Source organism: Nonomuraea sp. NPDC003709, from assembly GCF_040610775.1.
Classification (GTDB): domain Bacteria; phylum Actinomycetota; class Actinomycetes; order Streptosporangiales; family Streptosporangiaceae; genus Nonomuraea; species Nonomuraea angiospora_A.
In genome coordinates this window covers 199,652-213,679 of sequence record NZ_JBEXMW010000002.1, presented here as the reverse complement: position 1 = coordinate 213,679, position 14,028 = coordinate 199,652, and the positions used below count along the sequence as shown (strand labels likewise).

At 73.1% G+C, this 14,028-nt stretch carries 10 protein-coding genes; all 10 read right to left on the bottom strand.

Annotated features, from left to right (window positions below; genetic code table 11):
* Positions 1 to 117 precede the first annotated feature (117 nt).
* From murC to rsmH, 10 genes are read right to left on the bottom strand one after another with little or no spacing between them, the layout of a single operon-like run.
* A complete protein-coding gene (gene murC, locus ABZX61_RS05455; protein WP_355191734.1) occupies positions 118 to 1,515 on the bottom strand; it encodes a UDP-N-acetylmuramate--L-alanine ligase in 1,398 nt (465 codons plus the stop codon).
* On the bottom strand, positions 1,512 to 2,588 hold the full coding sequence (murG, locus tag ABZX61_RS05450; RefSeq protein WP_350729170.1) for an undecaprenyldiphospho-muramoylpentapeptide beta-N-acetylglucosaminyltransferase: 1,077 nt from the start codon (positions 2,586 to 2,588) through the stop codon (positions 1,512 to 1,514). The genes murC and murG overlap by 4 nt, the downstream gene beginning before the upstream one ends.
* Positions 2,589 to 2,600: 12 nt before the next feature.
* Complete coding sequence (gene ftsW, locus ABZX61_RS05445) at positions 2,601 to 3,875, bottom strand: putative lipid II flippase FtsW (RefSeq protein WP_350729169.1); 1,275 nt, start codon at positions 3,873 to 3,875, stop codon at positions 2,601 to 2,603.
* Complete coding sequence (gene murD / locus ABZX61_RS05440) at positions 3,859 to 5,235, bottom strand: UDP-N-acetylmuramoyl-L-alanine--D-glutamate ligase (RefSeq protein ID WP_355191731.1); 1,377 nt, start codon at positions 5,233 to 5,235, stop codon at positions 3,859 to 3,861. Before murD ends, ftsW begins: the two co-directional genes overlap by 17 nt.
* The gene (gene mraY, locus ABZX61_RS05435; protein WP_350729166.1) at positions 5,232 to 6,290 is read right to left on the bottom strand and encodes a phospho-N-acetylmuramoyl-pentapeptide-transferase; all 1,059 of its coding nucleotides are present in this window, start codon (positions 6,288 to 6,290) and stop codon (positions 5,232 to 5,234) included. The genes murD and mraY overlap by 4 nt, the downstream gene beginning before the upstream one ends.
* The gene (gene murF / locus ABZX61_RS05430) at positions 6,287 to 8,140 is read right to left on the bottom strand and encodes a UDP-N-acetylmuramoyl-tripeptide--D-alanyl-D-alanine ligase (RefSeq protein ID WP_355191729.1); all 1,854 of its coding nucleotides are present in this window, start codon (positions 8,138 to 8,140) and stop codon (positions 6,287 to 6,289) included. Before murF ends, mraY begins: the two co-directional genes overlap by 4 nt.
* A complete protein-coding gene (locus tag ABZX61_RS05425; protein WP_355191727.1) occupies positions 8,140 to 9,678 on the bottom strand; it encodes a UDP-N-acetylmuramoyl-L-alanyl-D-glutamate--2,6-diaminopimelate ligase in 1,539 nt (512 codons plus the stop codon). The genes murF and ABZX61_RS05425 overlap by 1 nt, the downstream gene beginning before the upstream one ends.
* 40 nt (positions 9,679 to 9,718) lie before the next feature.
* A complete protein-coding gene (locus tag ABZX61_RS05420; protein ID WP_355191725.1) occupies positions 9,719 to 12,442 on the bottom strand; it encodes a penicillin-binding transpeptidase domain-containing protein in 2,724 nt (907 codons plus the stop codon).
* Complete coding sequence (locus ABZX61_RS05415; protein WP_350729160.1) at positions 12,439 to 13,053, bottom strand: hypothetical protein; 615 nt, start codon at positions 13,051 to 13,053, stop codon at positions 12,439 to 12,441. The genes ABZX61_RS05420 and ABZX61_RS05415 overlap by 4 nt, the downstream gene beginning before the upstream one ends.
* Entirely contained in the window at positions 13,043 to 14,008 is a 966-nt protein-coding gene (gene rsmH, locus ABZX61_RS05410) for a 16S rRNA (cytosine(1402)-N(4))-methyltransferase RsmH (protein ID WP_355191723.1), read from the bottom strand. Before rsmH ends, ABZX61_RS05415 begins: the two co-directional genes overlap by 11 nt.
* Positions 14,009 to 14,028 lie beyond the last annotated feature (20 nt).

Genomic DNA, 14,028 nt, shown 5'->3' with positions numbered 1-14,028 from the left:
GCGTCGGCACAGAACCTACGCCGACACGCCCCACGGCACCGCGCGCCACGCCCAAACGCCCCCCAACGGGACGCACCGCGCTCCCGTCGGTGCTCGCGCGTCAGCCCGCAGGGGGTGTCAGGAGAGGCGGGCCACGATCTGGGGACCGAGCTCCGTGACGTCGCCCGCGCCCATGGTGAGCACGATGTCGCCGGGCCGCGCCCGCTCGGCCACCATCGCGGGCACCAGGGCCCGGTCGGGCGCGTACGCGACCCGCTCCGGAGGCAGCGGCACCTTCCCGGCCACCATCGCGCCCGAGACGCCCGGCTCGGGATCCTCGCGGGCCCCGTAGACGTCGAGCACGATGGCCTCGTCGGCCAGCGCGAGCGCCGCGCCGAACTCGTCGGCGAAGAACCGGGTGCGCGAGTAGAGGTGCGGCTGGAAGATCGCGATGACCCGGCCGTGGCCGGAGTAGGAGGCGACCACGTCGCGGGCGGCCTTCAGGTCGGCGGTGAGCTCGGTCGGGTGGTGCGCGTAGCTGTCGAAGACCGCGATGCCGCCGGCCTCGCCCTTGGCCTCGAAGCGCCGCTTGGCCCCCGTGAAAGCCCCCAGCCCCTCTCTGATCTCCTCGAAGGGCAGCCCCAGCTCGTCGGCCACGGCGATCACCGCGGTGGCGTTGAGCGCGTTGTGCGCCCCGGGGACGGCCAGCCGGACCTCGCCTCTGCCCTCGATGGCGAAGACCGTGCCGAACCCGTCGGGCCTGATCCCGCTCACGCGGTAGTCCTCGCCCTCGGCCCCGTACGTCTTGACCCGCAGCCCCCGCTCGCGCGCCCGGAGCGCCAGCTCGGCCGCGCCCGGGTCGTCGGCGCACGCGATCAGCAGCGAGCCCACCCGCTCGGCGAAGCGGGCGAAGCTGGCGTGCACGGCCCCCGGGTCGCCGTAGTTGTCGAGGTGGTCGGCCTCGACGTTGGTCACCACGGCGATGTCGGGAGCGAGCATGAGGAAGGAGCCGTCGCTCTCGTCGGCCTCGGCCACGAACACCTGGCCCTGCCCCTCGTCGGCGCCGAGCCCGGTGGTGACGAGCTGCCCGCCCACGCAGTAGGACGGGTCGGCGCCGCACTTCTGCAGGGCCACGGTCAGCATCGAGCTGGTGGTGGTCTTGCCGTGGGTGCCCGCGATGGCCACGGCGGTGCGCCCGGCCATGACGGAGGCCAGCGCGGCGGCCCGCGGGATGATCCGCAGCCCCTGCTTGAGCGCCTCGCCCAGCTCGGGGTTGGAGTCACGGATGGCGGTGGAGACGACCACGGTGTCGACGTCCTTGATGTGCGAGGCGGCGTGGCCGATGTGGACCGTGGCGCCCAGCTCGCGCAGCTCGGTGATCAGCTCGGAGCTGCGCGCGTCGCTGCCGGACACCCGCACGCCGCGCTTGAGGAGGATGCGGGCGATGCCCGACATGCCCGCGCCGCCGATGCCGATGAAGTGCACCCGCCCCAGATCCGCTACGGCAATGGGATCGACCAGCTTGACGAGACTCATCGGGCTATCTCCAACACTTTCCGGGCAAGCATGATATCGGCGTCCTTCCGGCCAAGTCTGGAGGCGGCCTCCGACATGGCCGCGACCCGCTCGGGGTCACGGAGGATGGGCAGCACGTTGTGGATGATCCATTCGGGTGTCAGTTGGGCGTCGTCGACCATCAGGCCGCCGCCGCCCCGGGCGATGCGCCCGGCGTTGATGGCCTGCTCGCCGTTGCCGTGCGGCAGCGGCACGTACGCGGCCGGCAGCCCCACCGCGGTCAGCTCCGCGCACGACAGCGCGCCGGCGCGGCACAGCGCGAAGTCGGCAGCCGCGTAGGCGACGTCCATGCGGTCGACGTAGGGCAGCAGCACGTACTGCGGGTCGCCCGGCGGCGGCTCGCGGTCGACGGTGTTGTTCGGGCCGAGCACGTGGAGCACCTGCACGCCCGCGCTGCGCAGCACGGGCGCGGCGGCGAGCGCGGCCTGGTTGAGCGACCTGGCGCCCTGCGAGCCGCCGAAGACCAGCAGCGTCGGCCGGTCGTTCTCCAGCCCGAACCAGGAGCGCGCCTTGTCGCCCGCCGACAGCCGGTCGAGCGTGACGATCTCGCGGCGCAGCGGGGTGCCGATGTATTCGGCCTTGGGCATCGCGGCCTCGGGGAAGCCGGTGAAGACGTGCTCGGTGAGCCGGGCTCCCAGCCGGTTGGCCAGGCCGGGGCGCGGATTGGCCTCGTGCACGACGATCGGCACGCCGCGCCGCTTGGCCGCCAGGTAGGCGGGGGTCGCGACGTAGCCGCCGAAGCCCACGAGGACGTCGGCCTGGACCCGGTCGAGTATGCCGGCCGCGGCGTTGATCGCCCCGGCCAGCCGGCCCGGCACGGTGAGCAGGCTCGGAGTGATCGCCCTTGGCAGCGGCACGGCCGGCACCAGCGCCAGCTCGTAGCCCCTGGCGGGCACCAGCCTCGTCTCCAAACCGCGCTCGGTGCCCATGCAGGTGATGCCGACGCTCCGGTCAAGATGGCGCAGCGCGTCCGCAAGGGCGAGCGCGGGCTCGATGTGCCCGGCCGTCCCACCACCGGCGAGGACCACCCTCATCTCGGTCACTCCCTAACGTGTCGCTCGGCCTCTGGTCGTACCCCCCAGGCCAAGCCAGCTTAGGGCCCGGGCGGCCGGTCCGGGGCCACGAGCTTTCAAGGCCTCCCTCGCGCCGGGCTCGCGTTTGGCGAACGACAGCAGCATGCCGAGCGCGGCGAGCGTGGGCAGCAACGAGGAGCCGCCGTACGAGACCAGCGGCAGGGGGATGCCGGTGATCGGCAGGACGCCGAGCACGGCGCCCATGTTGACGGTCGCCTGCCCGACGATCCAGGCCACCATGGCGGCGGCGGCGAGCCTGGTGAAGGCGTCGTTGACGCGGACGGCGACGCGCAGCCCGGCGTACCCGAGCAGCCCGAACAGCGCCACCACCATCAGCGTGCCCATCAGCCCGAGCTCCTCGCCGAGGATGGCGAAGATGAAGTCGCTCTCGCCGTGGGGCAGCCAGTTCCACTTCTGCCGGCTGCTGCCGAGCCCGAGCCCGAACCAGCTGCCCGAGCCCATCGCGATCTGGCCCTGCACGGCCTGGTATCCGTCGCCCTGCGCGTCGGCCCACGGGTTGAGATAGGCCCCGATGCGCGCCATCCGGTACGGCTCCACCTTGATCATGATGACCGCGGCGAGCACCGCCAGCGACAGGATGCCGCCGAACAGCTTGATCGGCGCCCCCACCACCCACAGCAGCGCCAGGAAGATCATGAACAGCACCAGCGTGGTGCCCAGGTCGCGGCCGAGCATGACCATGACGGCCAGGATCGCGGTGCCGGGCATGAGCGGGATCAGCAGCTGCCGCCACTCGATGCGGCCCTGCCGCGCCCGCCTGGACAGCAGGTCGGCCCCCCACAGCACGAGCCCGAGCTTGGCCGGTTCGGACGGCTGGAGGGTGAACGGGCCGATGTAGATCCACCGCTGCGCGCCCAGCTCGGACGAGCCGATGAACAGCACCATGACCAGCGCCAGGATCGACAGCGCCATCATGGGATAGCCGGCCCAGCGGAAGAACTTGGCCGGCAGCCGTGAGCAGGCCCACATCACCGGCAGGCCCACCGCGGCCGACAGCGACTGCTTGAAGAACCACGAGAACGGGCTGCCGGTCTTCTGCAGCGCCTCGACGCTGGAGGCCGACAGCACCATCATCAGGCCGAGCGCGAGCAGCAGCGCGCTGCACATGATGATCAGGTAGTACGTCGTCAGCGGCTTGTCGAGCAGCTCCTTCAGCGACCCGAGCTGCTCCCGCGCCCAGCCGCCCGGCCCCTCGACGGCGCGCGGCTCCTCAGCGCTCGCGCTCACGTCGCAGCCTCAGCCCGCGTACGGCGCGCGCGAAGGCCTCCCCCCGCGCCGGGTAGTTGGCGAACATGTCGAGCGAGGCCCCCGCCGGGGAGAGCAGCACGGTGTCCCCGGGCGAGGCCAGCCGGGCGGCTTCGGTGACGACTCTTTCCATCGCACCAGTGTCCCGATCAGCGATGTCCACGACGGGGACATTCGGCGCGTGTCGCGCGATGGCTTCGGCGATCCTGTCCCGATCTGCCCCGAGCAGCACCGCTCCGCGCAGTCTGGGGGCCGCCTGGCGCACCAGGTCGTCGACGTCCGCGCCCTTGAGCTGCCCGCCCGCGACCCACACGATCGAGGGGTACGAGGCCAGCGCCGCGGCGGCGGCGTGCGGGTTGGTCGCCTTGGAATCGTCGATGTAGTCGACCTCGCCGACCCGGTCGACGTGGGCGAGGCGGTGAGGGTCGGGCACGAAGTCGCGCAGCCCCTGGCGCACCGCCTCCGACGGCACGCCGAGCGAGCGGGCCAGGGCGGCGGCGGCCAGCGCGTTGGCCACGTTGTGCGGTGCGAAGGGCCGGACGTCCTCCAGCGTCGCCAGCTCCTCGGCCGCCTCCACGGGATCGGCCACGAACGCCCGGTCGACCAGCAGGTCCTCCACGACGCCGATCTCGCCGCGCCTGGGCACCCGCAGCGTGAACCCGACCGCTCCCGGATAGGGCGCGGCCAGCCTCGTGGCCTCGGGATCGTCGGCGTTGTAGATCACGTGCGCGGCCCGCTCGAAGATGCGGCCCTTGGCGGCGGCGTACTCCTCCATGGAGCCGTGCCAGTCGAGGTGGTCGGGGGCCACGTTGAGGATGGCCGCGGCGTGCGGGGCCAGCGTGCTGGACCAGTGGAGCTGGAAGCTGGACAGCTCGACGGCCAGCGCGTCGTACGGCTCGGCGACGGCCCGCACCACGGGGACGCCCACGTTCCCGACGGCCAGGGCCTTGTGCCCGGCGGCCAGCAGGATCGAGGTCAGCATGCGTACGGCGGTGGTCTTGCCGTTGGTGCCGGTCAGCGCGAGCCACGGGGCCGCCTGCGCCGGACGCAGCCGCCAGGCCAGCTCCACCTCCCCCACGACCTCGACGCCCGCCTCGAGTGCGGCGGCGATCAGCGGGTGGTGCGGCGCCCAGCCGGTGGTGACCAGGCGGGTCACGCCCTCCGGGATCTCCATGGCGCCGAAGCGGGTCTCCACGCCGGCCGCGGCCAGCTCGGCGGCGGCGGCGAGCTGGCGCTCGCCCTCCACCGCCTCCACGACCACGACGCGCTCGCCGCGCTCGGCCAGCACCCGTGCCACGGCGGTGCCGGACACGCCGAGCCCGGCCACGCACGTGACACTCATGGCTTGGGCATCCACTCGACGTAGAACAGCCCGAGCCCGAGGGCCGAGCAGAGCATCGCGACCAGCCAGAACCTGACCACGATCGTGGTCTCGGCCCAGCCCTTCAGCTCGAAGTGGTGCTGCAACGGCGCCATCCTGAACACCCGTTTCCCGGTCATCTTGAAGAACCCGACCTGGATGATGACCGACAGGGTGATGATCACGCACAGGCCGGCCAGGATGATCAGCAGGAGCTGGGTGCGGGTGGCGATGGCCAGGCCGGCCAGCACGCCGCCCAGGGCCAGCGAGCCGGTGTCGCCCATGAAGATGCGGGCGGGCGGGGCGTTCCACCACAGGAACCCGATCAGCGCCCCGAGCACGGCCGCGGCCACCACGGCCAGGTCGAGCGGGTCGCGCACCCAGTAGCAGTTGGGGCCGAGCTGGTCGATGCAGTTGTTGCGCAGCTGCCAGTTGCCGATCAGCACGTACGCGGCCAGCACGACGCCGGTCGCGCCACTGGCCAGGCCGTCGAGGCCGTCGGTGAGGTTCACCGCGTTGGAGAACCCGACGATCATGAAGAGCACCCAGATGGTGAACCCGACGATGCCGATCGACGGGCCGATGTCCCGCAGGAACGACACCCGGGTCTCGGCGGGGGTGATGCCGTAGATGTTCGGCTGGCGGACCACCAGGAACGCGAAGACCGCGCCGACGACGAGCTGGCCGAGCGCCTTGGCGCCGCTGCGGAGGCCGAGGCTGCGCTGCTTGTAGATCTTGATGAAGTCGTCGAGGAACCCGACCGCGCCGAGCCCCGTCATCAGGAACAGCACCAGCATGCCCGACACGGTGGGCGCGGCGAAGGTGGCCAGGTGGGAGGCGCCGTAGGCGAGCAGCGAGGCCAGCACGAACACGATGCCGCCCATCGTGGGGGTACCCCGCTTGCCGAGGTGGGCCTGCACGCCGTCCTCACGGATCTCCTGGCCGTAGCCGCGCCGCGACAACAGCCGGATCGCCAGCGGGGTGCCCAGCATCGAGAGGATCAGGCCCACCGCACCGGCGATGATGATTTCGGTCACTGAGCGGCACCTCCGAGCACGAGCTCGGCCGTCCGTTCCAGACCCATGGCTCTCGGTCCCTTCACCAGCACCGCGTCACCCGGCCGCAGCCATCCGGCCAGCTCGGCCGCGGCCGCCTCGGCATCGGGCACGTGCACAATTCGCATCGCCTGCGCAGGATACGCGGCCCCGCCACCGGGCGGCGCCCCGGCCACCGGTCCGCCCAGGTGAGGCCCGCCCGCGGGCGGGCCGGCGGGCACTCCGCCGAAGGGAGCCGCGCCCATGGGAGGCCCGCCCACCGGCGGCTGTCCTGGCATGGGTCCACCCGCCGGAGGCGCCTGCCATCCCTGCGGCGGTACGCCACCGGCGTCCGGCGCCTGCCAGCCGGGCTGCGGGACCCCCTGCTCGGGGGACGGCCCGTGCCAGCCCTGGTCCTGAGCGGGTCCGTGCCAGCCTTGGTCCTGAGCGGGTCCGTGCCAGCCCTGGTCCTGGGCAGGTCCATGCCAGCCCTGGTCGGGGGAAGGCCCGTGCCAGCCCTGAGGCGCGTCCTGATGAGGGACGGGCGCCTGCGGGACCCCGGCCGCGGCGTGGGCCGCCGCCTGGGCGTCCAGGGCCGCCTGAGCGGCCGCCTGGGCCTCCGCCGCGGCGGCGCTCGCCCCTTCCAGCACCGGGCCCGCGTCGGGGCCGGCCACGATGAGCCCGGCCAGGCCGGAGCCGCCGGCCAGCCGGCCCAGCTCCGCGTTGAGCGCGGGGCCCTCCTCGCCCAGCTCGCGCAGCGCCGCGATGACGGCGAAGCGCCGCCGTCCCCGGCCCAGCACCTCGAACGCCGCGAACGCCGCCCGCATCGAGTCGGGATTGGCGTTGTACGCGTCGTTGACGACCGTCACCCCGTCGGCCCGGTCCGTGACCTCCATCCGCCACCGGCTGAGCGGCGTGGCCTGCGACAGCTCGGCGGCGATGGTCGCCACCGGCAGGCCCAGCTCGTAACCGGCCGCGGCGGCGGCCAGGGCGTTCTCGACGGCGTGCTCCCCGAACAGCTGGAGCGACACGGGCGCGGACCCCGAGGGCGTGCGCAGCGTGAAGGAGGCCCGCCCGCGGGCGTCGACCGTGACGCCCTCGGCCCGGATGGAGGCGGACTCGCCCCGGCCGAAGAACGTGACCCGCGCGTCCGTGCGCGAGGCCATGGCCCGCACCAGCGGGTCGTCGGCGTTCAGGACGGCCACGCCAGTGCGCGGCAGCGCCTCGACCAGCTCGCCCTTGGCCTTGGCGATGGCCTCCTTGCCGCCGAAGACGCCGAGGTGCGCGGTGCCGACGTTGAGCACCACGCCGATCTCCGGCGGCGCGATGCGGGTCAGGTCCTTGATGTGGCCGATGTTGCGAGCGGCCAGCTCCAGCACCATGAAGCGGGTGTCGAGGTCGGCCCGCAGCACGGTCAGCGGGTGTCCGAGCTCGTTGTTGAAGCTGCCGACGGGGGCGATCGTGGGCCCGACGCGGGCGGTGAGCCGCGCCAGCAGGTCCTTGGTGCTGGTCTTGCCCGCCGAGCCGGTCACGCCGATCACGGTGACCTTGGGCAGCGCGGCCGCCTGGGCGGTGGCCAGCTCGGCCAGCGCGGCGGCGGCGTCGGGCACGATCACCGCGGGTCCCTCGACCGGCCTGGTGGCCAGCACGGCGACGGCTCCGGCCCTGATCGCCTGCGCGGCGTAGTCGTGGCCGTCGACGCGCGCGCCCTTGATGGCCACGAACAGCGATCCCGGTTCTACGGCCCGCGAGTCGATCACGACGGGCCCGCGGACGACCGCGCGGGGATCGGCCATGCCCGTCAGGGCGCCCGAGGTTATCTCGGCGATCCTGGCCAGAGGCAAGGGGATCATCAGTGCTTCCTGCTTTCCGTGCTTTCCTCGCGTGCGGCGATCGCCTCCGCGACCACCTCACGGTCGTCGAAGGGGATCACTTCGCCTGAAATGTACTGACCCTGCTCATGACCCTTGCCGGCCACGACGATCACGTCGCCTTGCCCGGCCCGGGCGATCGCCAGGCCGATGGCGGCCGCGCGGTCGGGCTCAATGATCACATGAGCGCGGTCGTGCTGCGGAACGCGGAGCGCTCCCTCCATCATCGTCACGAGAATGGCCAGCGGATCCTCCGAGCGCGGATTGTCGCTCGTGAAAATGGCCACATCCGCCAGCTGGGCGGCGAGCTCGCCCATGACGGGCCGTTTGCCCTTGTCGCGGTCGCCGCCGCAGCCGAGCACGATCGTCAGCGTGCCCGCCGTGACGGACCGCAGCGAGCGCAGCACCGACTCCACGGCGCCGGGTTTGTGGGAGTAGTCCACGACGGCCTGGAACTCGTCTCCCGCGGCCGTGATCCGCTGCATGCGCCCCGGAACCCCGGTGAGCGTGCCCACGCCGTGCACGGCGGTGTGCAGTGGCACCCCGGCCTCGACGAGCGTGACGATGGAGCCGAGCGCGTTGGCGACGTTGAACGGCCCCGGCAGCGCGATCTGCGCGTCCGCCTCGACCCCGCCGGGCCCCACGACCCTGAACGCGCTGCCGTCGGCGCCCAGCCGGGCGTCCAGCGCCCGCCACTCGGCCTCCGGGTCGCCCAGCGCCGAGTACGTGGTCATCGGCACCTTCGCCAGGTCGAGCAGCTCCCGCCCGTAGCGGTCGTCGATGTTGGTCACGCCGACCCGGCTCAGCTCCGGCTGGAACAGCCGCACCTTGGTCGCGAAGTAGTCCTCGAAGTCCTTATGGAAGTCGAGGTGGTCCTGGGAGAGGTTGGTGAACAGGGCGACGTCGTAGAAGATCCCGTCGACCCGGCCGAGCGCCAGGGCGTGGCTGGAGACCTCCATGACGGCCGCGCTGACGCCTTCCTCGCGCATCAGGGCGAACAGGCCGTGCAGCTGCGGCGCCTCGGGCGTGGTGAGCGTGGGCTGGAAGCGCGCCTCGCCGGCGCGGATCTCGACGCCGCCCACCAGGCCGGCCCGGTGCCCGGCCGCCCGCAGGCCGGCCTCGATCATGAACGTGGTGGTGGACTTGCCGCTGGTGCCGGTGACTCCGAGGATCTGGATGTCGTGGGCCGGCTGCCCGTACACCCAGGAGGAGATCTGCCCGAGCAGGGCGCGCGGGTCGGGCACGATCAGCACCGGCAGCCCGGTCGCGACGGCCTCGTCGCGGCCGGCGCGGTCGGTGAGCACCGCCACCGCTCCCTTCGCCATCGCCTCGGCGGCGAAGGCGGCTCCGTGGGCCTGTTTGCCGGGCAACGCCACGTAGAGATCTCCGCGACTGACGTCGCGCGAGTCGATGGTGACGCCGGTCAGGGCGGCATGAGGCGACCGCGACGTGCCTGAGTCGGCGTCGAGCATGGTCGCGAGCCCGGTCAGCGGGCGGGGCGGGCTGGTCGTAGGACGCATAGACGACGGGGGACGCACGGCGAGAGCGTACCTTCCCTGGTCACTGTCCCGCGCGCATCCGCACCGGCGGCGCGGCGGAGCCTGTGGGAGGAATCTTCTTGCTCTTGATGGCGAACGTCATCACATCCTTGAACACGGGGGCCGCCAACTGCCCGCCGAAGTGGCCGTTCTTCGGGTTCTGCAGCACCGACAGCACCACCAGCCGGGGCTTGTCGGCGGGCGCGAACCCGACGAACGAGGCCGTGTAGCCCTCGTACCGGCCGAGCTTCGCATCGTAGCGGTTGGCCGTGCCCGTCTTGCCCGCCACCCGGTAGCCGGGGATGGCCGCGAGCTCTCCCGTGCCCTCCGCGCTCACCGCGGTCTCCAGCATCGTCGTGATCTCCTTCGCCGTCGTCGCGCTCACCACTCTGGTCTGCTTACCTGCGGGAGCGGGAACGAACCTGCCGGACGTGTCCGTCGTGCCGGCCACGATCCGCGGCTCGATCTTGACGCCGCCGTTGGCGATGGTCTGGTAGACGCTGGCCATCTGCAGCGCGGTCACCGAAACGCCCTGCCCGTAGGCGACGGTGCAGCTCTGGCTGCCCGACCAGTTCTTGTAGTCGGGCAGCAGCCCGGCCTCCGCGCTCGGCACGCCGCCACCCGGCCGCGTGCCGAACCCGAACGCCTTCAGCATCCGGAAGAGGCGCTCGCTGCCGACCTTGCGGGCGGCCATGATCGTGGCCACGTTGCTGGACTCGGCCACGGCCTGGCGGAACGTCATCGACTCGGCCTTGTGCGGGTGCGCGTCGCGCAGCACCTGGTCGGCGCACTTGATCCGGTCGGGGACCTGGAACACCGTGTCGGGCGTCACCGCGCCGGCCTCGATCGCGGCGGCGGCCGTGATCACCTTGTTGGTGCTGCCGGGCTCGAACACGTCGGCGGCGGCCTTGTTGACGTACGCGGACGCGGGGGCCTTGCGCCAGTTGTTCAGGTCGAGCTCGGGGGCGTTGGCCATGGCGATGATCTGGGCGCTCTGCACGTCCATGACGATCACGGTGCCGCTGTCGGCGCCGGCCTTCTCGACCTGCTCGGCGATCGACTCCTGGGCGGCCCACTGGATGTCGCGGTCGATCGTCAGCCGCACGTCCTGGCCGTTGACGGGGGCGGTGTGCTGGCTGCTGGTCATCGGGATGCGCAGGCCGTCGCGGCCCGTCTCGACGCGCTGCTCGCCGTCCTGGCCGGCCAGCAGGGTGTTCCTGGCCTGCTCGATGCCGCCCAGCCCGGCTCCCTCGTCACCGACGAACCCGATGAGGCTGCCCGCCAGGTCGCCCGCCGGGTAGAGCCTGCGGTAGGTCTTCTTCGCCGCCAGCGCGGGCACCCCGGCCTGCTGCAGGCGGGTGGCCACGACCGGGTCGACGTCCGTGGCCAGGCGCTGGTAGCGGGTGTTGGTCCTGGCCAGCTTGGCGGAGATCTCCTGCTCGCTCTTGCCGAGCTGCTGGGCCAGGAGGGCGGCCCACTTGGCCCGGGTCTGGGGGGTGACCTTGGACGGGTCGATGGACAGCTCGCGCGCCTCGACGGTGATGGCCAGGCCGTGGCCGTTGACGTCGGTGATCGAGCCGCGCTCGGCGGGGATCTGCTCGGTGTGTGTGCGCTGGCCCACCGCCGCGGCCTCGTACACCTTGGAGTCGAGGCCCTGCATCTGGATCAGCCGCCCGGCGAAGATCGACAGCACGAACGTCATGCCGATCAGGCCGATGTTGATGCGCCTGCGCGGGTTGCCCAGCCGCAGCACCAGCGGCGGCCTGGGCGGGCGCGGCGGCGGACGGCGCGGCCCTCTGGGCGGGGGCACCTCCCCGCCGCGGCGCGCCGCCACCCGCTCGCTGCCCCGTGCCGCCTCCGGCCTGGCGGCCTGCGGCCTCGGGCCACCCGCCTGGGGACGCCGCAGCGCGCCGTCCTCCCTGGCCCGGCTCCGGAGGTCGTCCTCCTGCCGGCCGCGGCGCGGCGCGTCGTCCTCCTGCCGGCCTCGGGCTCGCTCGTCGCCGCCCTGGACGCGCCCGCGGAGCCGGTCGGCCTCGTCGCGTCCCTGGGGAGCGCGCCCTCTGGGCCGGTCGCCCTCGTCGCGGCCCCGCCCCGCGCTGTTCCTCGGGCGGTCGTCGTCATCGCGGCCGCGCCCGGCACCGCCCCTCGGGCGGTCGTCCTCGTCACGGCCTCGTCCCGCGCCACCCCTCGGCCGGTCGTCGTCATCGCGACTCCGTCCCGTGCCGCTCCGGGGGCGGTCGTCCTCGTCGCGCGGGCGCCTGCGGGTGCCGTCCGCGGCGTCGCCGCGCGAGCGGCCGCGCCCCGAACCGCCCGAACGGCCGCGGTCCGGGCCGCTCTGGCGGGTGCCGTCGCGGCGGGCACGGTCGGGGCCGCTCTGGCGGCTGCCGCCGGAGCGGGGACGGCCGGTCTCACCCGGGTCGGCGCGGTCGGCGTCGTCGCGGCGGGAACGGCCGCGCGGCTCGTCGCCGGACTCGCTCGGCGGACGGCCCCGTGGCGGGTCGCCCGGGCCGAACGGCAGGTCGAGCGGGTCCGGCGGGCGCTTGCGCGGCTGGCGTGGCGGGTTCTCCGGCGACGCCGGGCGGCCCGACCCGTCGGAACGGCCCCCGTCAGAACGTGCGGAGCCGCCCTGCCGCCCCGCCCGTCCCGGACCTCCCGGCGTACGACGAGCGGCGCCGGGCCCTCCTTGAGAGCCGGCGCCGCCAGCGCCGCGGCCGGGTCCCTGCCCCCTGCCGCCTGAGTTGCTCACCGTTCCCTGTCCGCCTGACCGCTCTGGCCGTCGGTGCCCGCGCCGCTCCAGCTGTCGACGTTGTCCCAGTTGCGGTGCTCGCCCTGGTTCTCGGCCATCGTGGCGAGGACGTCGGGCTGCGTCTTGAGCTGGTATTCCAGCTCGATCTTCTCCTTCTCCTGACGCGCCACCGCGATCTCGTCGCGCAGGTCGGCGTCGGTGATGGCGTCCTTGGCCAGCATGGTGTTGAGCAGCAGCAGGCTCACCAGGCCGCCGCAGAGCAGCCCGACGACGAGCAGCACGAACGGCGCGCGCTGGCTGCGCGCGGGCCGGCGCCGCGCCATCGGCCGCCTGATCTGCGCGCTCACCGAGGCGATCCGCTTGCCGGCGGTGCCGGCGCCCGTACGGGTGCCCGGACGCACGCGGGTGGCGCCGTCGGCGCGCTCCCGCTCGGCGCCGGGCCGCTTGCCGTCGAGGTCGAGGCGTGCCCGCTCGGCCGCCGACAGCTTGCTCTCGACGTCAGGACGGGGCCGCGGCTTGGACTGGTGCGGCGCCCCGAGCCGGCGCGTGCCCGTCTTGGGGGTCGCGCGGCGGACGGGCGCTCCCCGGCCGGTCTCCTGCTCAGTCGTCAACACGGATCCTCTCTGCCGCCCGTAGCCGGGCCGAGGCCGCCCGCGGGTTGCGGGCGAGCTCTTCTTCGCTTGGGAGCTCGGCTCCCCTCGTCAGGAGGCGGAACCTCGGCTGGTGAGCCGGCAGGGGGACGGGCAGCCCGGGGGGGCTGGTGTCCCTGGTTCGCGCCGTGAGGGCCTGCTTGGTGAGCCGGTCCTCGAGCGAGTGGTACGAGAGCACGACGACTCGCCCACCCAGCGCCAGCGCGTCGAGTGCCGCGGGCAACGCCGCCTCCAGGGCGGACAGCTCCGCGTTCACCTCGATGCGCAGCGCTTGGAAAGTCCTCTTGGCGGGGTTTCCCCCGGTGCGCCGGGTCGCGGCGGGAATCGCCTCACGCACGATGTCCGCAAGCCGCTTAGTCGAGGTTATGGCCTCTTTGGCCCGTTCCTTGATGATCAGGCCCGCGACACGCGGAGCGAATCGTTCTTCTCCGTAATCGCGCAGAATGCGGATCAGCTCCGGGGCGGAGTAGGTGTTGACCACCAGCTCCGCCGTCAGCTCCTGGTCGGTGTCCATCCGCATGTCGAGCGGCGCGTCGTAGGAATAGGCGAACCCGCGCTCCGCCTCGTCGAGCTGCGGCGAGGAGACCCCCAGGTCGAACAGGGCTCCGTTGATCGTGGTGCGCCCCGCGCGGGCGAGCACCTCGGCCAGGTCACCGGAGGAGGCGTGGACCAGGGTGATCCGGTCCGCGTACGGGCTCAGCCGGCGGGTCGAGAAGTCGATCGCGAAAGGGTCGCGGTCGATCCCGATCAGATGAAGTGAAGGATAGGCGGCGAGCAGGGCCTCCGAGTGGCCACCGAGGCCGAGGTTGGCGTCGACGACGACCGGCTCGCTGCCGGCCAGCGAAGGCCCGAGCAGCTCCAGAACGCGTTCGAGCATCACCGGAACGTGACCGCCCGTGCCAGCGTTGTCCTGCATCTCCAACCCCCCTCTCGCGC

What these genes read in the sequence shown, in the direction of transcription:
- ABZX61_RS05425 (WP_355191727.1), bottom strand. Translation starts at nt 9,678, where the DNA reads ATGCGTCCTACGACCAGCCCGCCCCGCCCGCTGACCGGGCTCGCGACC.
- rsmH (WP_355191723.1), bottom strand. Translation starts at nt 14,008, where the DNA reads ATGCAGGACAACGCTGGCACGGGCGGTCACGTTCCGGTGATGCTCGAA.
- murF (WP_355191729.1), bottom strand. Translation starts at nt 8,140, where the DNA reads ATGATCCCCTTGCCTCTGGCCAGGATCGCCGAGATAACCTCGGGCGCC.
- murD (WP_355191731.1), bottom strand. Translation starts at nt 5,235, where the DNA reads ATGAGTGTCACGTGCGTGGCCGGGCTCGGCGTGTCCGGCACCGCCGTG.
- murG (WP_350729170.1), bottom strand. Translation starts at nt 2,588, where the DNA reads ATGAGGGTGGTCCTCGCCGGTGGTGGGACGGCCGGGCACATCGAGCCC.
- murC (WP_355191734.1), bottom strand. Translation starts at nt 1,515, where the DNA reads ATGAGTCTCGTCAAGCTGGTCGATCCCATTGCCGTAGCGGATCTGGGG.